Annotated in this window: 19 protein-coding genes; 18 read left to right on the plus strand and 1 reads right to left on the minus strand. The window is 49.3% G+C overall.

Annotated features, from left to right (window positions below; all coding sequences use genetic code 11):
* Positions 1–12: 12 nt before the first annotated feature.
* From DXD12_RS06405 to DXD12_RS06465, 14 genes are all read left to right on the plus strand, one after another.
* Positions 13–1326 carry a cytosine permease gene (locus tag DXD12_RS06405; protein ID WP_118523477.1) on the plus strand — a complete coding sequence of 438 codons (1314 nt, stop codon included), beginning with the start codon at positions 13–15 and terminating at the stop codon, positions 1324–1326.
* A gap of 42 nt (positions 1327–1368) precedes the next feature.
* On the plus strand, positions 1369–2454 hold the full coding sequence (locus DXD12_RS06410; protein WP_118469235.1) for a DUF917 family protein: 1086 nt from the start codon (positions 1369–1371) through the stop codon (positions 2452–2454).
* A 166-nt stretch (positions 2455–2620) separates the two neighbouring features.
* On the plus strand, positions 2621–3298 hold the full coding sequence (locus DXD12_RS06415; protein ID WP_243105353.1) for an AroM family protein: 678 nt from the start codon (positions 2621–2623) through the stop codon (positions 3296–3298).
* A gap of 16 nt (positions 3299–3314) precedes the next feature.
* The gene (locus tag DXD12_RS06420) at positions 3315–4256 is read left to right on the plus strand and encodes an aminopeptidase (protein ID WP_118637818.1); all 942 of its coding nucleotides are present in this window, start codon (positions 3315–3317) and stop codon (positions 4254–4256) included.
* 78 nt (positions 4257–4334) lie between these two features.
* Positions 4335–5003 carry an aspartate/glutamate racemase family protein gene (locus DXD12_RS06425; protein WP_117796841.1) on the plus strand — a complete coding sequence of 223 codons (669 nt, stop codon included), beginning with the start codon at positions 4335–4337 and terminating at the stop codon, positions 5001–5003.
* A gap of 240 nt (positions 5004–5243) precedes the next feature.
* Entirely contained in the window at positions 5244–5381 is a 138-nt protein-coding gene (locus DXD12_RS15270; protein ID WP_182457033.1) for a hypothetical protein, read from the plus strand.
* 4 nt (positions 5382–5385) lie between these two features.
* Positions 5386–6729 carry an MATE family efflux transporter gene (locus DXD12_RS06430; RefSeq protein WP_118637820.1) on the plus strand — a complete coding sequence of 448 codons (1344 nt, stop codon included), beginning with the start codon at positions 5386–5388 and terminating at the stop codon, positions 6727–6729.
* Between the two features lie 135 nt (positions 6730–6864).
* Positions 6865–7254, plus strand: coding sequence for a prepilin-type N-terminal cleavage/methylation domain-containing protein (locus DXD12_RS06435; protein WP_117796843.1), 390 nt, complete (start codon positions 6865–6867; stop codon positions 7252–7254).
* A 321-nt stretch (positions 7255–7575) separates the two neighbouring features.
* On the plus strand, positions 7576–8424 hold the full coding sequence (locus DXD12_RS06440) for a DNA adenine methylase (RefSeq protein WP_117796844.1): 849 nt from the start codon (positions 7576–7578) through the stop codon (positions 8422–8424).
* Entirely contained in the window at positions 8411–9700 is a 1290-nt protein-coding gene (locus DXD12_RS06445) for a hypothetical protein (RefSeq protein WP_118637822.1), read from the plus strand. The genes DXD12_RS06440 and DXD12_RS06445 overlap by 14 nt, the downstream gene beginning before the upstream one ends.
* A 153-nt stretch (positions 9701–9853) precedes the next feature.
* Positions 9854–11206, plus strand: a complete 1353-nt coding sequence (locus tag DXD12_RS06450; RefSeq protein ID WP_107000719.1) for an MATE family efflux transporter — start codon at positions 9854–9856, stop codon at positions 11204–11206.
* Between the two features lie 23 nt (positions 11207–11229).
* Positions 11230–11784 (plus strand): phosphatase PAP2 family protein, encoded by a 555-nt coding sequence (locus DXD12_RS06455; protein ID WP_333491420.1) that lies wholly within the window; start codon positions 11230–11232, stop codon positions 11782–11784.
* A 477-nt stretch (positions 11785–12261) separates the two neighbouring features.
* Positions 12262–13929 (plus strand): 2-isopropylmalate synthase, encoded by a 1668-nt coding sequence (gene leuA / locus DXD12_RS06460; RefSeq protein ID WP_107000717.1) that lies wholly within the window; start codon positions 12262–12264, stop codon positions 13927–13929.
* A gap of 404 nt (positions 13930–14333) precedes the next feature.
* Positions 14334–15533, plus strand: coding sequence for an amidohydrolase family protein (locus tag DXD12_RS06465; RefSeq protein WP_107000716.1), 1200 nt, complete (start codon positions 14334–14336; stop codon positions 15531–15533).
* A 137-nt stretch (positions 15534–15670) separates the two neighbouring features.
* Here the strand turns inward: DXD12_RS06465 and DXD12_RS06470 are convergent, their stop codons facing one another.
* Positions 15671–16264 (minus strand): cupin domain-containing protein, encoded by a 594-nt coding sequence (locus DXD12_RS06470; protein WP_022360036.1) that lies wholly within the window; start codon positions 16262–16264, stop codon positions 15671–15673.
* 244 nt (positions 16265–16508) lie between these two features.
* Between DXD12_RS06470 and DXD12_RS06475 the strand changes: the two genes are divergently transcribed.
* From DXD12_RS06475 to DXD12_RS06490, 4 genes are all read left to right on the plus strand, one after another.
* The gene (locus DXD12_RS06475; RefSeq protein WP_107000715.1) at positions 16509–17315 is read left to right on the plus strand and encodes a threonine/serine exporter family protein; all 807 of its coding nucleotides are present in this window, start codon (positions 16509–16511) and stop codon (positions 17313–17315) included.
* Positions 17315–17797, plus strand: coding sequence for a threonine/serine exporter family protein (locus DXD12_RS06480; RefSeq protein ID WP_233430212.1), 483 nt, complete (start codon positions 17315–17317; stop codon positions 17795–17797). The genes DXD12_RS06475 and DXD12_RS06480 overlap by 1 nt, the downstream gene beginning before the upstream one ends.
* Before the next feature lie 119 nt (positions 17798–17916).
* Positions 17917–18777 (plus strand): LicD family protein, encoded by an 861-nt coding sequence (locus tag DXD12_RS06485; RefSeq protein WP_233430211.1) that lies wholly within the window; start codon positions 17917–17919, stop codon positions 18775–18777.
* On the plus strand, positions 18777–20060 hold the full coding sequence (locus tag DXD12_RS06490; RefSeq protein ID WP_347561370.1) for a lipopolysaccharide biosynthesis protein: 1284 nt from the start codon (positions 18777–18779) through the stop codon (positions 20058–20060). The genes DXD12_RS06485 and DXD12_RS06490 overlap by 1 nt, the downstream gene beginning before the upstream one ends.
* The last annotated feature ends 128 nt before the right edge of the window (positions 20061–20188 follow it).

Below are 20188 nucleotides of genomic sequence, written 5' to 3' on the forward strand. Positions count from 1 at the left end.
AGGGAGAGCCATATGAGCGATAAAAAACATGATGTGAATGCTGTGACAACTGAGCCTAACGTGGAAGATCAGGATTATATTTATACTCCGGTTCCTCAAAATAAGCGGTACGGATGGATTAAGATGTTTTTCGTCTGGTTATGTTGGAATGTAGTAGTAGGAGACCTGGCTACAGGTACGGCGTTAGGATCCAGCATGAAGTTTCGGGATGCTCTTATTGCCCTGTCAATCGGCGATATTATATTAGTGGCGGTCATGATTATGACTGTGTATATCGGTTCAAAAACCGGATTGGCAGCAATGTCATTGATTCGGTTTACCGTAGGTCGGGTAGGAACTTATATTTTCTCGGCGATTATCTGTGTGACCTCAGTGGGTTGGTTTGCCACCCAGTTGGGCTTCTTTGGGCAGATTTGGTCTCAGTATATTCCGATAAGCGTACCGATCCTGGCAGTGCTGGGCGGAATTATGATGGCATCTACAGCGATTAAGGGATTTAAGGGAATGGAGAAGTTAAGCACATTTGCAGCGATTCCGTTGCTTCTGTTTATTGTTTTGGCATTGGTTAACTGTGTAAGATTGATTGGTGTAGATTCTTTGTTCTCTTATAGCCCTGCGGGAAGTCAGATTGGCACCATGGCTACTGGCGTGACCACAGTTATTGGCAGCTGGGCAGCCGGAATGGCTACCGTTCCCGACTGCGGTCGATTTGCAAAGACAGATATCGTAAAGATCTCTATCGTTTGGATCGCTGGTCTTTTCTTTGGTCATTTCCTGCTTCCAATTGCTGGTATTGCAGCTGCTCTGCATCTGGAAACATGGGATTTCGGAGTAGTATCTGATTACATTGGCGTACTGGCAACTGGTTCAGGAATCATTGGTGCTCTGCTTATTACTTTAGCTGCATGGACAACTAACCAGCAGAACCTGTACTCTGCATCCAATGCGACATGCAACATTATTGAAGTGAAGAAAAAGAGCACTGTTACCATTGTTCTGGGCGCGATCGGAATTGCTTTAGGTTTCTGTGGTGTGGTGGACTACTTTGTGCCGTATATGACATGGCTTGGTATTGTAATCCCGCCAATGGCTGCAGTTATGGTGGCTGATTATTTGGTACTGCCTTTGTTTGGAGTAAAACATAATTATAATTATAATGACATTTCGTACGAAAACCTTCCACTTATCAAGTGGCCTTCCGTTCTGGCTTGGGGATGTGGTGTAGCAGTTGCTATTTTCTCTCCGGGCATTCAGGCTATTAATGGTATGGTAGCTACGGTTGTGCTGCATGTGGTGTTTAATCTGGTGGCAAATAAGAAGAATTAAGGTGGAAGCATCTTGAGGTAGAATATAGAAAGGGAGGAAGTTATGGAACATATTGGAATGAAATTGACAGAAGAACATGTCCGTTGGGCGGCTCTTGGTGGCTCTATTCTTGGCGGCGGTGGAGGCGGTTCGGCAAAGACCGGAGCTGAGTTCGGAGATCTGGCTGTGCGGTTCAGCCAGCTGGAATTAACCCCGTTGGATCAGATTGATCCGGAAACCGTGGTTGTCACAGCCTCTATGGTAGGAGCTCCTGCCGCACAGGAGAAGTTTGTCTCCCCGGCAGATATGATGCGCTGCGTGGAGCTCTTTACTCAAAGCACGGGTATTCGTCCAGGAGGTATCGTTACTAATGAGAATGGAGGCGGTTCTACGTTCAATGGCTGGCTAGAGGCATCCATGCTGGGAATCCCTCTGATAGACGCTCCCTGCAACGGCCGTGCTCATCCTACGGGAGTGATGGGAAGCCTGAATCTTCATCGTGATCCCAATTATATTACTACCATGACCTGTGTGGGCGGACGAAAGGAATTGGGCCGACACGTGGAATGTACAGTTACAGGTTCTATTGATCATTGTTCTAAACTGGTGCGGGCGGCTGCTGTGGAGGCTGGAGGTCTTGTGGCTGTAATCCGGAACCCGGTGAAGGCTTCGTTCCTGCAAAAAAACAGCGCTGTGGGGGGCTTGTCACTGGCTATTGAGACGGGACGCCGTTATTCACAGGGATTAGAAAAGTCGGTAGAAAATGGTGTGCAGGAGGTTTGTGAATTTTTAGGCGGTGAGATATTGGCTCACGGTCCGGTAGAGGAGTATCAGCTGCGCAGTGAAGGCGGCTTTGATGTAGGTATCGTTAAGATTGGTGGATATGAGATGTCTTTCTGGAATGAGTACATGACGGTGGATGGACCAGATGGACAGCGCAAAGGCACATTCCCTGATCTGATTATGACATTTGACAGCCAGACTGGACGGCCAACGCCTACATCTGACTTGAAGCAGGGCCAAGAAGTTTATCTCATTCATGTGGGTTATCAGCATCTGAAGTTGGCGGCTCCCATGTTTGACAAGGACTTATTGGCGGGCGTAGAGAAGATTATCAACCGTCCTATTGTGGATTGTGTGTCATTCTGATAAGGAGATAAGGGAATCTATGCGAAAGACCCCGCCGCCAAAATACTGGCAGCGGGGCCTTTATAGATAGGACGTAACGGTTCAGTAGGTTTGTGCATTTATTGCGCGTGACTGTGAAGGTACTGAACAGTTACGATAGGACAAGCATAAGATGGAGGAGATTAAGATGGTGAAGATGAAAGTTGGAGCAATAACCATTGGGCAGTCACCCAGGACGGATGTGGTACAAGAACTGTTTCCGCTGATGGGGGAGCAGGTGGAACTAATTCAGGCAGGTGCATTAGATGGACTCACTCGGGAGGATATCCAGGCATTTGCACCAGGACCAGAGGATTATACTTTAATCTCACGACTTCGAGACGGAAGTTCGGTTATGCTTGCCGAACGACATATTCTGCCCCAGCTGCAGCAGTGTATCGAACGGTTGGAAGAGCAGGGCGTAAATTTGATTCTGTTTTTGTGCACGGGGGATTTTCCGGCTGTGTTTCATTCTAAAGTGCCATTGATTTTTCCGTGCAAGGTGCTTAATGGGCTTGTGCCAGCCTTGTCTAATCGAGGAAAGATCGCTGTAGTGGTTCCAACACCGCAGCACGTGGATCAGACAGAGAAAAAGTGGAATCAGTATGTAAAGGAGAGTATTATTATTCCGGCTTCTCCCTACGGTAGCCAGGATGATTTGGATGCGGCGGCTAGAGCTGCAGCGAAAATGGATGTGGATCTGGTGGTAATGGACTGCATTGGCTATAATATCGGAATGAAAGAACAATTTCAAAAATTATCTGGAAAACGGGTGATTTTGTCCCGGACACTTGCAGTTCGGGTTATGATGGAACTGCTGTCATAAGAGGGAGGGAAATGCGATGGAACTGGCGGAAATTGGAAAAAATATTTTAACAAACTGCATGAATGTCAAACCAGGGGAGAATGTACTGATAGTGACCGATGATGAGAAGTATGCCATTGGTCAGGCCTTGTATCAGGCGGCTAAACTTTTGAAAGCAGAAGCTATGTTAATGACCATGACTGCTAGAGAGGTGTCTGGTCAGGAACCACCCGCTGTAGTGGCAGCTGCCATGAAAGCGGCAGATGTGGTAATTTGCCCCATGAAAACATCTATTACGCATACACGAGCCAAAATTGAGGCAGCGGAAGCTGGAGCAAGGATTGCTACAATGCCGGGAATCACGGAGGAAATGTTTGCCATGGGTGCTATGACTGCAGATTACAGTCGTGTTATGGCACTTACAGAGCAGGTGACTGATTTATTGACGAATGCCAATACAGCCCGCATAGAGAAAGATGGACATGTTTTAACGCTGGATCTTCGGGGACGGCGTGGAGTATCTAGCCCTGGTGTCTATCGGGAAAAGGGGCAGGCGGGAAATCTTCCTTCCGGAGAGTCCTACATAGCTCCGATAGAGACAGGAGCAAATGGTACGATGGTAATTGATGGATCTATGGTTGGAATCGGTTTATTAGAACAGCCTTTGGAAGTGAAAGTGAAGGACGGGGTTCTTCAAAGCATCCAAGGAAAAGAAGCAGAGAAACTGGAGATTCTCTTGAGAAATAAGAACAATGCCACTCTGTGTGAACTGGGCATTGGAACCAACTATGCGGCCAGACTGATCGGCGTTATTCTGGAGGATGAGAAAGCTTATCAAACGGTCCATATTGCCTTTGGTACTAACGTAGGATTTGGAGGAAATAATCAGGCAGACTGCCATATGGACGGAATTATTAAGAATCCCACATTGTATTTGGATGACAAGCTAGTTATATTAGATGGAGTTTTCCAGATTTAAGGAGATACTCCAATTGCTGCCTGAGTATTTTGCTCATGAAATTATTTTTAGGAAACCAAGAGAGAAGGAACGTATAATATGAAAACTTATAAAGTTGGTCTGATTCGGGTGCTGACCACAGAGGACGAGGAATTGCTGCAGCTGCATGGAAAGCTGATAGAATCGTATTTCCCTATGTTCCAGGTAGTGTCACGATGTATTCCGGATCAACCGGAGGGAATTCATGACGATGAAACATTCGCTGTAGGTGTACCTAAGGTGGTGAATCTTGCAGTGGAACTGTGGAAGGAAGGCTGTCAGGCTATTATTATCAGCTGTGCCGGTGACCCGGGAGTTCCGGAGGCAAGACAGGCTGTACCGATTCCGGTTATAGGAGCGGGATCCAGTACTGCAGCGTTGAGTCTGTTTTTTGGCAGTCATCCGGCTGTGTTGGGGATTACTGAAGATGTACCGTCAGGATATCAGCGGATATTCGGTGATCGGATTGTAGACAATGCAAAGGGAGATGGGGTAGAAAATGTCCTGGATTTGATGACAGACAGAGGATATGAAGCCACCATGAAAGCAGCGGCTGCGCAGAAAGAGATGGGGGCCGATGTGATTGCCCTTAGCTGTACAGGAATGTCCAGTATCCGTATTGCTCCCTCCATCGAAAAGACAGTAGGAATTCCGGTTCTGGATCCTGTTTTGTGTGAGGGACTGCTGACATTGTTTGAGCTATTGAGAAGAGAAAATATGGAGGATTAGGAGTTAGAATTAGGAAGCTTCGTCTATACTAAAATATAGGCGGAGCTTTTTTGTGTATAATGATTGTATCTTAAATGGAAGATCGATTATAATATAAATAGACAGAAAAACTGGCGGTTTATATAAATATTATGCTGGGTACACATACATTCCCAGCAGCTGCTGAACACAGTAAAAGGCAATGGAGGCACCGGATAACCATAGCTGCAACTGTGGCGCAGAAAGTGAATGAGTGAAATTATGAAACGAATTAACAATGTTATGCCAATTATTTCTGGACCCTGTTTTGGTTTTGCCGGAATTTTTGTACACGAGTTACGGATCGTACTTGCTAAGCTTGTGCTTTCGGGTAAAGAGCAGGAAGTTGTGGAGGAATAGGATCATGTCAAAAGATGAGTATTTGATTACCGATGCGCCGCTGAAAGCGTTGACGGTTTTTGCAATGCCGATGATTCTCGGCAGTTTTTTTCAGCAGGTATACAATATGGCGGACTCCATTATCGTCGGTCAGTTTGTGGGTTCCTCCGCACTGGCGGCGGTTGGCGCCTGTGCAGCGCTGACGAATGTTTTCATTTGTGTGGCACTGGGGGCCGGTGCTGGTGCAGGTGTGCTTGTGAGCCGCTATTTCGGTGCCAAAGAGTATGGAAAAATGAAAACCATTGTGTCTACATCACTGATCAGCTTTTTACTTCTGAGCATCATCCTTGGTGTCTTTGGCTTTTGTTTTTCCCATGGGATGATGAGCGGATTACAGACTCCCGCCGATATTCTGGAGGAAGCAGTGCTGTACCTGCGGGTCTATTTTGTGGGCTTTCCGTTTTTGTTCATGTACAATATTCTCTCTACTATGTTCACTTCCATTGGTGAATCAAAAATTCCGTTGGGACTGCTGATCTTTTCATCAATCCTGAATATTGTAATGGATCTTTGGATGGTAGCTGGTCTGGGACTTGGCGTGTTCGGTGCGGCGCTTGCAACTTTGATCGCACAGGGCATTTCGGCAGTGTTTTCACTTTTGATTTTCTTTTACCGGATGCGGCGGTATAAGAGTATCTTTGCCTGGTTTGACGGACAGGAGCTGCGCTCGATGCTTCGGATTGCTGTTCCGTCGGTTCTTCAGCAGTCTACCGTATCCATCGGTATGATGATCGTACAGGCGGTGGTAAATCCTTTTGGCACACAGGCACTCGCCGGATACGCGGCAACGATGCGGGTGGAGAATGTTTTTTCCCTGATTTTTGTGTCCATCGGCAATGCGGTTTCTCCGTTTGTTTCCCAGAATCTTGGCGCAAACAAAACCCAGCGCATCAAAAAAGGCTACCATGCAGCATTGGTGCTGGATGTGTGTTTTGCGGCGCTTGCTTTCCTTGTCATTGAAACGCTGCACACGCAGATTTCCTCACTGTTCCTTGGAAAAGACGGAACCGCCCTGGCTTATCAGGTGTCTGGGGATTATATGAGATGGCTTGGTTACTTCTTTATCTTTATGGGAATTAAAATGGCGACCGATGGAGTCCTTCGCGGACTCGGAATCATGCAGCCATTCCTCATTGCCAACATGGTAAACCTTGCGATCCGCCTGTCCGTGGCATTGATCGGTGCACCACGTTTTGGCATTGATTTTGTTTGGCTTGCCGTGCCGGCAGGATGGCTTGCCAACTTTTTGGTGTCCTATGCGGCACTGAGAAAATCCTGGCCGGCTGAGAACGTGGAGCCATCCCGATAAATTTGGATGTATGGAAACGAAATACATACTTTTGCCTTGTTTGATTTATGAATATCGATTTTGTTAAAAATAGGTATTTGCTTTAGAGGAAAAAACGAATATAATAACATAAACTGACAGAAGGAGAAATTTGTGATGAAGAGACGGGAAGGTTTTACACTGGTTGAGCTATTGATAGTGGTTGTTATTATTGGAATACTGGTATCAATTTCAATTCCGATTTTTACGGCACAGATGCACAAGGCTAAGGTGGCGGCAGACTGGGCGAATCTTAGGGCATATTATGCGGAAATACAGGCAGATTATATGTCTACCCAGAAGCAGAATCCGAAGGTTAAAGTGATTGATGTAGCAGGGAGCGATTATGACTGGCAGTCGGTGACTTTTTTAGATGGGCATAAGGTTAAGATGAAGGCTGGATACTGTGCAGTTAGGTTTAAGAAGGATAAAGGATATTCAATTGCGTATGATTGTAATAAATCACATGAAAAATGTAAATTGGGTTTGGGGGAGAACTATGACTAGTCAATGATATAGTATTGAGAATACATAAGGAATTTACGCAGAAAGCGTAAATTCTGTGCATCGCGAAGCGTGTTACTGAGAACGCAGTGAACAGTAACAAATTAATAGTAAAGTGGATAACATCTACTTCTAATGCTGGACATCCACCCCAAAGTCAAGTATAATAAACTAGAACGGTTGTACGATTATAATAAACGGGTAATCAGAGCACAAGCGGACATCTGATTTCCCGTTTTTGTGTTGCAATGTATCCGGAAGAAGCTGCCGGCGGCAGGTTCTGTAGGTGAATAGAAAGACAAATAGAAGGAGGTACCCTATCCGATGTCAAGAAAAAATCCGTTCGTCATGCCCATCCTCAAATGGGTAGGCGGCAAACGGCAGCTGCTGGACAGCATCAATCCGCTGATCCCGGAATGTTCGACCTATTATGAGCCGTTTATCGGGGGCGGTGCGGTGCTCTTTGGGAGACAGCCGAACAAGGCGGTGATCAATGACTCCAACGAAGAGCTGATCAATGTATACCGGACGATCAAGGAAGAGCCGGAAGAGCTGATTGCGGCGCTGAGCGCACATAAGGAACAGAACTGCGAGGAGTATTATTATACGGTGCGGGCGTGGGATCGTGACAAGGAGACGTATCAGACGCGGACCAACGTCGAGCGGGCAGCGCGGATTATCTATCTGAACAAGACCTGCTACAACGGTCTCTTCCGCGTCAACAGCTCCGGCGAGTTCAATTCTCCGTGGGGCAGATATAAGAACCCGAATATCACGAACGAGGCGACTATCCATGCGCTGAATACGTATTTAAATAAAGCGAATATCACGATCAAATGCGGCGATTACCGCGAGGCGTTAAAGGGCATCCGGAAGGGCGCGTTCGTCTATTTTGACCCACCTTATATGCCGATCAGCTCGTCGGCGTCGTTCACGGGCTACACGGCTGGGGGCTTCGGGGAGGAAGAGCAGATCGCATTAAAAGAGCAGTGTGACATGTTGAATGCAAAGGGCATCAAGTTCCTGCTTTCCAATTCGTCCTGCGAATTTATCGAGGATTTATATAAAGATTACATCATCGACCACGTGGATGCCAAGCGCGCGATCAACGTGAAACCGGAGAAGCGCGGGGAAATTCAGGAAGTTCTGGTACACAATTATGAGCTTGATTGACGATAAATGGAGAATTTTATTTGATAAATACCGGATTGAGCGGGAAATTGAGAAACATGGGCGGTTTTACATTACCGCCGACCAGATCCGCGAAGTCAAGGAACCGCGTCTGATGACGAAATTTGATACGCGGGAATCCCTGCCGCGGGTGTTTGGAAAGAAAATTTCGATTCTTCCGGTGTCGCGCGGCGGCTATGTGCTGGGCGAGTTTGACTTATATCAGGATTTTCCGGAGATTCCGTCCGGTATCAAGCGGGTGACGAGCGCGAAGATACCCGATTACTTTGAGTCCATCGACCTTCATGACATCCGTTCGGAAGCCAGCGCGATCAACGTTATGAGCATCACGGGGATTCTGGATGATTTTCTGGGCGAAGATCGCATGGTGCAGACGGTTTCGGGGCGGATGGGGTCTGGAAATTTTGAGTTTTATGTCAGCGACTATCAAAAATCAGAGCTGATTGAGAAAAAGCCGCTTATCCAGGTACAGAATTCGCAGGTCGAGATCGACGGCGGATTTGAAAATGAGAATGTATTTACGCTGATCGAGGGAAAAAACGTCGTCCACAGCAATTTTCTGATCCGGCAGCTCTATTATCCGACGAGACTCTGGGCGGGGAAGATACACAAGCGGATCCGTCCGGTGTTTATGGTGTATTCGAATAATATTTTCCGTTTGCTGGAATATGAATTTACGGATCTGCGCTATTACAATTCGCTGCGGCTGGTACAGGAGCGAAATTACAGCTTAGAGGAAATTGAGATCACGCTGGATGATTTATACGATGTCTGGACACGGACGAAGGTCAAACCGGAACCGCCGGTTACCTTTATCCAGGCGGACAGCTTTTACAAGGTTATTTCACTGGTGGAACGGCTGAACGAGAATCCAATGACGGGCGGGGAGATCGCGCAGCTTTTTGGATTTAAGGAGCGACAGTCGGACTATTATTTCAACGCGTGCCGCTATCTGGGGCTGGCGGAGAAGCAGACGGATGAGGACGGCGTGAAAGTGCATATCACGGCGATAGGAAGACGGCTTTTGAAACTGCCGTATAGGGCGCGCCAGCTCGAATACGTCCGCCTGATTCTGGAACACCCGATTTTCCACGATTTATTTGAAGCTGCCCTTCAGATCGGAGATGTTCCGGACAAGGAGTATGTCGCAAAGAAAATGCGGGAATACCAGGTCTGTGGGGAGAATCTGATCGTGCGGAGGTCAAGTTCAGTGCGGGCATGGCTGTACTGGATTCTGACGCTTGTGAACGAAGGGTAGGGAAATGGTGCGGAATTATTATATGTATCCGTTATCATACTAAGGGGGTAATTTCGTCTCAGATGCGGCGGCGTCCGTGCATGTGATGCCAGACCGTTAGAAAAACAGACTATTTGGACAGAGAATAAAATATAGAAAGTTACAGGACAGCATATGGGCAGACAAGAGCAGACAAATCATCTTTTCAGCAATCGCGATCTGCGGATTCTTCTGGTTCCGCTGATCGTAGAGCAGATTTTAAACTCCCTGATGGGTACCGCGGACAGCATTATGGTCAGCAACGTGGGATCGGCGGCGATCTCGGCGGTTTCGTTGGTTGACTCCATCAATATTTTAGTGATACAGGCATTCTATGCGCTGGCGGCAGGCGGCACGATCGTCTGCTCCCAGTACATCGGACAGAAAGATAAGAAAAATGCGGAGGAATCCGCGAGACAGTTATCTTTTGTGGTGGCGTGCATCTCGTCGGCGGTCATGGCAGTCTGCCTTCTGACACGCGGACCGCTGCTGCGGCTGATTTTCGGCAGCGTCGAGGCGGATGTCATGGAGGCAGCGCAGACCTATTTCTTCTACACGGCGCTTTCGTTCCCATTTATCGCCCTCTATGATGCCGGTTCCTCGATCTACCGGGCGCAAGGAAATACAAGGCTTCCGATGACGATCGCGGTCGTCTCTAACGGGTTAAATATCGCCGGAAATGCGGTGCTTATCTGGGGCTTCCATCTTGGAGTTGCCGGTGCGGCGATTGCCACGCTCGGTTCCCGCGTTATCTCGGCAGTGGTGGTGTTCGCCTTTTTGCACAATCCCAGCCAGGAAATTGCGGTGCGTGACTATCTGCATATCCGTCCGGACGGACGCCGGATTATGCGGATTCTCTCATTGGGAATCCCAAACGGTATCGAAAATGCGATGTTCCAGTTTGGAAAACTTGCGATTCAGTCAACCGTCTCGACCCTCGGGACGATCGCGATCGCAGCCCAGGCGATGACGAATATTCTGGAAAACTTAAACGGCATCGCGGCGATCGGTATCGGAATCGGCATGATGACGGTGGTCGGACAGTGTCTCGGCGCGGGGCGCAAGGATGAGGCGATCTATTATATCAAAAAATTGACGGCAGTGGCGGAGGTCGTCATCATCGCAAGCTGTGCGCTCGTATTTCTGGCGACGAAACCGGTCACGATTCTGGGCGGCATGGAGCCGGAGAGTGCGAAGATGTGTCTCTACATGGTCGGATGGATCACGGTGGTAAAGCCGATCGTCTGGACGCTCGCATTTATTCCGGCATATGGAATGCGGGCTGCCGGGGATGTGAGGTTTTCGATGATTCTCTCCTGCATCAGTATGTGGGCGTTCCGGGTGACGCTGTGCATTTATCTCTGCCGCGTCCACGGCTTCGGACCGATCGCGGTGTGGATCGGCATGTTTACAGACTGGACGATCCGGGGCATCGTATTCACATTCCGCTTTATGGGCCGGAGATGGCTCGCGCATAAAGTTGTGTAAAAAACAGAGGGAGCAAAATGAAAATGGAGTTACAAATACTGGATTGGATTCAGCAGATGCGGACGCCGGTGGGCGATGTCTGGATGGTGTTTATTTCGCGGCTTGGAAATGCAGGAATGATTTGGATTCTGTTTACATGCCTGCTGCTTATGATTCCGCGGACGAGAAGATGGGGAGCTGCGCTGGCGGTAGCGCTCTGTCTGGATGCGATCATCTGTAATATCTTACTAAAGCCTATGGTTTGCCGGATCCGTCCGTGCGATGTGAATCAGACAGTTCAGCTGATCATTGCCCGCCCGGCGGACTATTCCTTCCCGTCGGGACATACGGCAGCTTCGTTTGCTGCGGTCGCGGCTCTGTACTTTGCCGGGGCGAAAAAATGGTGGAAAATCACGTTGCCTCTGGCGATCCTGATGGCGTTTTCAAGAATGTATTTATATGTGCATTACCCGACCGATGTTTTGGGCGGCATGATTGTGGGGTGCGCGGCGGGGTATTTTGGAAACCGGCTGGCGGCGCATCTGATACGGTCCTGGAGACAGAAGATGAAAAAACCAGAGGACAGAAAAAATAGATAATTTTATGTAAGAGATGCCAGAAGTTACTGTTCACGCATACGTGAACAGTAATGCCAGAACACCTGTAATTACCCCGTTTTTCTCTTGATATCCTTTATTTCCGATGGTATAATTTATAATCGAAATAATTTCTTTTATGATAGAAAAGGGATGATTATGATGGGGTTAGACCAGAATCAGTAATTTTATTCATTGTTAAAAGGTACGGCGTGATCTATCGACTCCAAAGCTTAGGATGATAGGAACTGCGTTTTTTGATGATGAGGTACCTGGAAAGCGACCAGGGGTAATGTGCTCTCGGAATCTTTCTGTGCTTGATTTTGTGAGATGATTTTTTTGTCAGTTGTGCCCAAATTTCTGAGGCGTTGGCGTTGCGTCCGCCTCTGAAATTCGGGTGCGGCTGGCGGAAAATCAGCCACAAAAGCAGGTGCAGAAAAGACTCCGAGAGTACATTATAGAGTGATGGAGGAGAAAGACATGTTAAATTACAAGAAATATAAGAGAGTTCCGGTGGTAGATTACCCGGAGCGTGAGTGGCCGAATAAAGAGATTGAGAAAGCGCCGATCTGGTGCAGCGTTGATCTGCGCGACGGCAACCAGGCACTGGTTGAGCCGATGGTCGTAGAGGAGAAGATCGAGATGTTCAACCTCCTGGTAAAACTTGGATTTAAAGAGATCGAGATTGGCTTCCCGGCAGCTTCCCAGATCGAGTACGATTTCCTGCGCCAGTTAGTAGAACGCAAGCTTATCCCGGACGACGTAGTTGTACAGGTTCTGACCCAGTGCCGCGAGCACCTGATCAAGAGAACCTTCGATGCCATCCAGGGTATTCCGAAGGCGATCGTACATATTTACAATTCGACTTCTACCTTACAGCGTGAGGTTGTATTCCATGCAGACCGCGAGGAAGTAAAGCAGATCGCGATCGATGGTACCCGCATGGTAAAGAAATATATGAAAGATTACGACGGAAAAGTAATCCTTGAGTACTCTCCGGAGAGTTTTACCGGAACCGAGCTTGATTTTGCACTGGATATCTGCACCGCTGTACAGGAAGAGTGGGGCGCAACTCCGGACAATAAGATCATCATCAACCTTCCGGCAACGGTTGAGATGACGACTCCGAACGTATACGCAGACCAGATCGAGTGGATGAACAAGCATTTTAAGAACCGTGACAGCATTATTTTAAGTATCCATCCGCACAATGACCGTGGTACCGGCATTGCAGCGACCGAGCTGGCTCTCTTGGCAGGTGCAGACCGTGTCGAGGGTACACTGCTTGGAAACGGCGAGCGTACTGGTAATATCGACATATTAAATATCGCTTACAATATGTTCTCCCAGGGTATCAACCCGGAGTTAAATCTGGAAAATGTAAAGGAGATCACCGAGGTTTGTGAGCGCTGCACAAAGATGGCCGTTGACCCGAGACATCCGTATGCAGGCAAGCTGGTATTTACCGCATTCTCTGGTTCCCATCAGGATGCAATCAGCAAGGGTATGCAGGCGCTGCAGAAGAGAAACGACGGCATCTGGGAGGTTCCGTACCTGCCGATCGATCCGAGTGATATCGGACGCGAGTACGAGCCGGTTGTCCGCATCAACAGCCAGTCCGGCAAGGGCGGCGTAGCCTTCGTCATGGATTCCTTCTACGGATTCCGTCTTCCGAAGGGAATGCACAAAGAGTTTGCTGACATTATCCAGAAGATTGCAGAGAAGCAGGGCGAGGTAGCTCCGGAGCAGATCATGGACGAGTTCCGTGCAAACTACCTGGACAGAAAAGAGCCGATGCACTTCAAAAAATGCCAGATCACAGACAAGGAGTACGAGGGCGGCGCATTCGCAACCGTTGCAACTCTTACCTTTACCGCTCATGACACCGAGCGCACCGTTGAGGGCGTAGGTAACGGACCGATCGATGCGGTACAGAGAGCGATCGAGGAGGCACTTGGCATCGAGATCCGTGTTCTGGACTACAACGAGCATGCACTTCGTTCCGGTTCCGGCGCACAGGCAGCGTCCTACATCCATCTGATGGATGTAAAGAGTGGCCGGGCAACCTACGGTGTCGGCATCAGCTCCAACATTACGAGAGCATCTATCCGCGGTATCTTCAGTGCGGTAAACAGATTGTTTTACTAAAAAATAAAATGAATCAATTCAGAGTGACTGCTTGTGTGTGGACAGTCGCTGGTTTGGGCGGTATGCAGAAATGTGTGCCGCTCTTTTTCTGCCTGCCCGTGAACAGTAACAATTGAGTTACTGTTCACAGGTAGGCACTTTTGGAACCGAAAGTGCCGTAAGAAAACGTGGTGGCAGCAGGAATTTGCCGTATTTAAATGCGAAGCCACGGCAAATTCCGTTACTGGGCACGTATGCGTGAACAGTAACACAATTGAAACACGTTTTAGCGTACACTCCGCATTCCAATATTGACAAGAACAAAATCCCGGTGTTACGATATAGAAAACTGAAAAACTGCGTGAAATGACGATATTCGACTGAAAATTTCATGCTTATGAAAAAGAGAAAGGAAGTCCGTGAAAATGATTCTAAGGGCGAAGTATTTAATTACCGGAGATGGCAGAACCTGCTTGCAGGATCAGGCGGTGTATCTGGATAAAGAGGGAAAAATCGGCTGGATAGGAGACGCTGCGGAAGCGGCGGGGCGCTACCCGGAAGAGATGGTAAAGGATTACGGCGAGGCGACGATCCTGCCGGGACTGTTTGATATGCATGTGCATTTCGGCTACTACTACAGCCAGCCGGATCTGGATAATTATGACGATTATATGGTGGCATACTATGCGCTGGAGCAGGCGAAACAGTCGCTGCGGCTCGGTATCACGACGGTGCGCGATCTGTCCTGTCCGCCCAATCTGATGAAGCAGCTGCGCCTGGCAGGTCAGAAGGGATATGTGACGGTCCCGCGGATCATCCATGCGGACGCAGGTATCTGCATGACCGGAGGACACGGACATCAGGATGGGGTCGAGGAGGCGGACAGCCCGTGGGGCGTGCGCGCCGCTATCCGAAGACAGCTGCGCGCGGGAGCTGACTGGGTCAAGATCCTGACGAGCAACCGCGGCGATATTCCGGAATTTACCCAGGAAGAACTGGATGCAGCGGTGGATGAGGCGCACCGCCAGGGGGTGAAGATCGCGGTTCATTCGGGTACGCAGCCGTCGATTCAGATGTGTATTGACGCGGGATTTGACACGATCGAGCACGGAACCTTTTTAACAGAGGCGCAGGCGCGCCAGATGGCGGAAAAAGGAATCGCGTGGACGCCGACGATCACGGCGTACACATATTTGTATGAGCAGACAAAGCAGATGATCGAGGCGGGTGTGGACATGGACAACCCGATCGCCGCCAGAGCCGTTCACGATCAGGCATTTTTCCAACCGGCGTTTGAGGCATACCGGGATAATTTTAAAAAGCTCTATGACACAGGGGTCACGGTGCTGGCAGGCAGCGATATGGTACTTTACAAGGCACCGCCGCTTCCGATTCATCAGGAACTCGGCTATATGGTAGACTATGGAATCACGCCGGTGGAGGCAGTGAGAACCGCAACATACAATGCGGCGAGCGTGCTTGGAATCGAGAAGGAGACGGGTAGCCTGAAAGAGGGCCTGGCGGGGGATCTGCTGGTTGTAAAGGGAGATGTCTCAAAGAATATTCGTGCGCTGGATGATGTGCTGGAAGTGTATCTGGCAGGAAAAATGGTGTATACGGTGTAAAAGATATGAAAAAGCTGTCTTTTTCAGAAGTGCAGGAGTTTTTGTTTCCTGAGATGGGAAAACCAAAAAGAAAATAAAAACATCTTGAAATTCTAAAAGAGACAGCTTTTATTATGTATCTATACCGCGCAGATTGTTTAAAATACGACTTCATTCCCATGAACAAACGGATTCGGCGTGTGTACGGTCAGAATCTTAACGACACGGTTTGTGTTGTTGACCCAGTCATGCGGGGTCTGGGAGTGGATCTGGATGCTGTCGCCCGGATTCAGGCAGTATTCGCTGCCGTCCAGATATACGGTCAGGATACCCTCCAGAACGTAGATAAATTCTTCACCGTCGTGCTGATTCATCTCAAGCTGGTTTTCAGAGCTTGTGGTGGCAGACGGCATCAGGTGGAAGATACGCGGAAGACAGGCAAATCCCTGTGCATTTCCATTGACCAGGTACTGTACGATCTGGGGGTTGATCTGGGAACAGTGCATGGCAAAACTCCGGCTGACCGGGGATTTCTCCTGATCGGCGGAGGAGTCAAAGAACGAAGACAGACTGACTCCGAGAATCGTAGCAAGCTTTGCCAGAGAGTCGATTGCAATCGAAGAGAGACCGCGCTCCAACTGGGAAAGAAAGCCGATGGACAGACCGGACTCTTCGCTGAGCTGTTTCAGTGTGTATTTTTTTGCGGTACGGAAGGCTTTTACCTTGGCACCGATGGTAACATTATGATCCATAGATATATCCCCCTTGCGGCATCATTCTTTAATATAATATATTCACTATACAGGATTTTTGTTGGAACGTCAACCAAAGGGGTAGTTTTGACGGGTAAATTTAATTCGAAATGGAACGATTTTTTGGGAAAAGACCAAAATGGGCGGCGGATTTGGAGAAGTGAATCAGTGAGCGGATAGATGGGGGAGAAAATGGGATAGAGAAAACAGGTGGACAGAAAATAAAAACAGGGGGAGAAACAGAATGAAGGAAATAGTACGTGCTTCGATCGAGGATTGTTCCCAGATCGAGCGCTTCCGTTTGGTGACTCGTCTGGGGAATGCGATTCTTTCCAATGGCGGGGAGGTATTCCGGGCGGAGCAGGCGATGGAGTATGCGGCGCGGGCGCTGCGTCTCGAAGCATTCAATGCGTATGTGATTGCAAATGGGATTTTTTCAAATGTGGTGATTGACGGGCGGTTTTATTCCAGCCGTATCTGCCATGTGCCGCTGGCACCTACGATTCTATGCCGGGTGGATGCCTTGAACGATTTGTCGAGAAAGATTGCGGCGGGTAAATGTGGTCCTTATGAGATGCGGATGCGCCTTGAGCAGATTGAACAGATGAAAGTGATCGAAAATCGGGGAAAGGTTCTGGCGGCAGGAATTGGAAGCGCTGGATTTTGTTACCTGTTCCAGGGCAGCCTGCGCGATACGGCGGCGGCATTTGTGACGGGCGTGCTGCTGTATTTGTTCCTTTTATACGCAGCTCCGCGCTTTTCCTCGTCCCGGATGATGCAGACGATCATGACGAGCAGCGTGCTTGCATTGTGCTGTTGTTTTCTGTGCTGGATCGGGCTGGGAGAAAGCCTGGATCATGTCATGATCGGAGCTGTGTTCACGCTGGCGCCAGGGGTGCCGCTGACTAATTCGATCCGGAATTTTTTGGAAAATGATTATTTATCCGGTCTGATCCGTTTTGTAGACGCCTTTTTGACGGCGGGCTGTATCGCGATCGGAGTTGGTGTGGCACTGCGGTTCTGGATGTTTGCGATGGGAGGTATGCTCTGATGGAAATGGCAGGGGAAATTCTGGGGCAGCTTCTGGCGGCCTGTGTCGGAACTGCCGCCTTTTCGGCGCTGTTTGGAGTTCCGAAGAAGTATTGGCTGGATTGTGGTATCTGCGGGGCAGTCGGCTGGGGCGTGTATCTGGCGGTCATGGCAGCTTATCAGACGCCGATCATCGGGACCTTCGCGGCGAGCGCGGTTTTGACGATGCTGTCGCGCTGTCTGGCGGTACAGCGGAAAGCGCCGACGCTCCTCTTTCTGGTCTGCGGCATCTTCCCGCTTGTGCCCGGAGCGGCGATCTATTATACCGCCTACAACTTTTTTATGGGGCAGGAAGCGCTGGCGCTTCAGTATGGTATGGATACAATCAAGATGGCGGTCGCAATCGGGCTGGGGATCGGAGCGGCATATTCGCTTCCGGGACATCTGTTTGGATGGAAGTGGGAGATAGAGGTGTGGGAACCTGAGAAAGAGGGTAAAAAGTAGCCGCGGTTTACTTTTCCTTTAAAATATAGTAGAATACCCTCATACTATTAAGAAAAATATGATCAGCTGCGGCAGGCGTGGGGTGTTCTGCGGGCTTGATGGAGGGGACAGACATCGATATGGACAGTAAATTTTATGAGCCAGAAGTTCTGAAACAGCTGCAGGGAGAGATTCTGTCGATTCTGGATGATTTTATCCGGATCTGTGAAGACTATCATCTGGAATATTTCGGGATAGCCGGAACGGGAATTGGTGCGCTGCGGCACAAGGGATTTATTCCCTGGGACGACGATATCGATATTGCGATGCCGCGGCGGGATTTTGAGCGCCTGCTCCGGATCGTGGAAAAGAAGATGAGCGACCGGTATCTGGTTCTCAATGCAGAGCGATATCCCAATTATCCGCTGATGACGACCCGTCTGGTGAAGAAGGGGACGGTGTTTGTTGAGGAGGTTATGAAGGATGTGGACTGTCCGTTCGGCATCTTTCTGGATCTGTATGTGCTTGACAATGTGGCGGACAACCCGGTTCTATACCAGATTCAGTCGTGGACGGCATGGTTCTGGAGTAAGCTGATGATTCTGCGGGCGATTCCGCGTCCGACGCTGCAGCAGCGGGGCATCAAGGCGAAGCTTATCTGGGCGGTCTGCGGGATGGTCTACAAGGCGATGAAGCTGCTCCATATCTCGCCTCAGTGGCTGCGGATGCGCTGTGAGCGGGTCTGCCGTAAATACAATAAATACCGGACACGCCGGATGGCATTTCTGCCGGACACAAGCCCATACTGGAATGTCGTGGATCGGACGCGCTGTTATCCGCTCCGGAAGCTGGAATTTGAGGGCAGACGCATGAATTTCCCAGGAAATATCGAGGAAATGCTGACAAAAATGTATGGCGATTTCATGCAGCTTCCGCCGGTTGAAAAACGCAAAACACACACGCCGAGCCGGCTGGAATTTTCAAAGGAAGAGATACTGTAGTGGTAAAATATTTAGCGAACGCCCTGATCGGTGGAGACGGGCAGATTGAAAAACGAAATATGAGCTGGAATATGATAGGGAGCTTTCTCTATGCACTGGCGTCCATGGTGCTGACGATCGCGGTCATCCAGATTGTCGGCGAGGATGAGGGCGGTATCTTCTCCTTTGCGTATTCTACATTTGGTCAGCATATGTTTATGGTGGCCTATTTTGGCATCCGCCCGTTCCAGATCACGGATACGAGGCGGCGGTTTACGTTTGGCGAATATCTGCGGCTGCGCCTGATGACCTGCGGCGCGGCGCTGGTAGCCGGGCTTTTTTATGTGACGGTGATCAACCGGGACTATGCCTTTGTCAAGGCGGTGACGGTATTTTTGATGGTAGCGTACAAGGTGATCGACGGTTTCGCGGACGCTTATGAGGCAGAATTTCAGCGTGACGGACGCCTGTATCTGACGGGCAAATCAAACGCATTCCGGACGGTTTTATCGGTCGGTGTCTTTTTGGGCTGTTTGAATGCGACCCATAACCTGGTCGGCTCCTGCCTGGCGGCAGTACTGGCGCAGCTGGCGGGCGTGTGCCTGTTTGATTTTTCGGTAATCGGTCATCTGTCGCAGGTGGACTGGGAGGTCCGCTCCGGACGTGTCGGGCTGTTGTTTAAAGAAAATGTAGTCCTGTTTTTATCGGTTATCCTGGATTTTTATATTTTTTCTGCCGCGAAATATGCGATCGAGGGCAATATGGCGGACAAGTATCAGGCGGTATTCGGTGCGATCTTCATGCCGACCAGCGTCATCAATCTGGTGGCAGGCTTCGTCATCCGCCCGTATATCACGAAACTCTCGGAACAGTGGGAGCGGAATGCGCTCCCGGAATTTGCCGGGACGGTAGGCCGGCTGGCGGCAATCATCGCGGCGCTTACGGTGCTGGCAGTCGGGGGTGCCTGGATTCTCGGAATTCCGGTTCTCTCAATATTATATCCGAAAATTGCGTACATGCTGCGGGAATGCCGTCTGGCGCTGGTGTTTATCATTCTAGGCGGCGCGTTCAATGCGTATGTGAATCTGTTTTATTATGCACTCATCATTATGCAGGAGCAGAAACGTATTTTTCTGGGTTATGTCGGTGTGACGGCAGCGGCGCTCCTTATTTCTTCGCCCTGTGTACGGGCGGCGGGACTGCTGGGCGGATCGCTTTCGTATCTGCTTTTGATGGCGGCACTGACTGCCTGCTTTGGACTGACGTCGCTTGTGATGTACCGGAGACGGGCACGTGGGATATAGAACTTGTTTAGAATGTACTCTCGGAGTCTTTCTGCACTTGCTTTTGTGGCTGATTTTCCGCCAGCCGCACCCGAATTTCATCAACGTACGCACCGCGTACGCCTCAGAAATTTGGGCACAACTGACAA

The organism is Clostridium sp. TF11-13AC (assembly GCF_003481065.1).
GTDB lineage: Bacteria > Bacillota > Clostridia > Lachnospirales > Lachnospiraceae > Otoolea > Otoolea fessa.

What these genes read in the sequence shown, in the direction of transcription:
- DXD12_RS06420 (WP_118637818.1), top strand. Translation starts at nt 3,315, where the DNA reads ATGGAACTGGCGGAAATTGGAAAAAATATTTTAACAAACTGCATGAAT.
- DXD12_RS06430 (WP_118637820.1), top strand. Translation starts at nt 5,386, where the DNA reads ATGTCAAAAGATGAGTATTTGATTACCGATGCGCCGCTGAAAGCGTTG.
- DXD12_RS06470 (WP_022360036.1), bottom strand. Translation starts at nt 16,264, where the DNA reads ATGGATCATAATGTTACCATCGGTGCCAAGGTAAAAGCCTTCCGTACC.
- DXD12_RS06465 (WP_107000716.1), top strand. Translation starts at nt 14,334, where the DNA reads ATGATTCTAAGGGCGAAGTATTTAATTACCGGAGATGGCAGAACCTGC.
- DXD12_RS06475 (WP_107000715.1), top strand. Translation starts at nt 16,509, where the DNA reads ATGAAGGAAATAGTACGTGCTTCGATCGAGGATTGTTCCCAGATCGAG.
- DXD12_RS15270 (WP_182457033.1), top strand. Translation starts at nt 5,244, where the DNA reads ATGAAACGAATTAACAATGTTATGCCAATTATTTCTGGACCCTGTTTT.
- DXD12_RS06445 (WP_118637822.1), top strand. Translation starts at nt 8,411, where the DNA reads ATGAGCTTGATTGACGATAAATGGAGAATTTTATTTGATAAATACCGG.
- DXD12_RS06455 (WP_333491420.1), top strand. Translation starts at nt 11,230, where the DNA reads ATGGAGTTACAAATACTGGATTGGATTCAGCAGATGCGGACGCCGGTG.
- DXD12_RS06435 (WP_117796843.1), top strand. Translation starts at nt 6,865, where the DNA reads ATGAAGAGACGGGAAGGTTTTACACTGGTTGAGCTATTGATAGTGGTT.
- DXD12_RS06405 (WP_118523477.1), top strand. Translation starts at nt 13, where the DNA reads ATGAGCGATAAAAAACATGATGTGAATGCTGTGACAACTGAGCCTAAC.
- DXD12_RS06440 (WP_117796844.1), top strand. Translation starts at nt 7,576, where the DNA reads ATGTCAAGAAAAAATCCGTTCGTCATGCCCATCCTCAAATGGGTAGGC.
- DXD12_RS06485 (WP_233430211.1), top strand. Translation starts at nt 17,917, where the DNA reads ATGGACAGTAAATTTTATGAGCCAGAAGTTCTGAAACAGCTGCAGGGA.
- leuA (WP_107000717.1), top strand. Translation starts at nt 12,262, where the DNA reads ATGTTAAATTACAAGAAATATAAGAGAGTTCCGGTGGTAGATTACCCG.
- DXD12_RS06450 (WP_107000719.1), top strand. Translation starts at nt 9,854, where the DNA reads ATGGGCAGACAAGAGCAGACAAATCATCTTTTCAGCAATCGCGATCTG.
- DXD12_RS06415 (WP_243105353.1), top strand. Translation starts at nt 2,621, where the DNA reads ATGGTGAAGATGAAAGTTGGAGCAATAACCATTGGGCAGTCACCCAGG.
- DXD12_RS06480 (WP_233430212.1), top strand. Translation starts at nt 17,315, where the DNA reads ATGGAAATGGCAGGGGAAATTCTGGGGCAGCTTCTGGCGGCCTGTGTC.
- DXD12_RS06425 (WP_117796841.1), top strand. Translation starts at nt 4,335, where the DNA reads ATGAAAACTTATAAAGTTGGTCTGATTCGGGTGCTGACCACAGAGGAC.
- DXD12_RS06410 (WP_118469235.1), top strand. Translation starts at nt 1,369, where the DNA reads ATGGAACATATTGGAATGAAATTGACAGAAGAACATGTCCGTTGGGCG.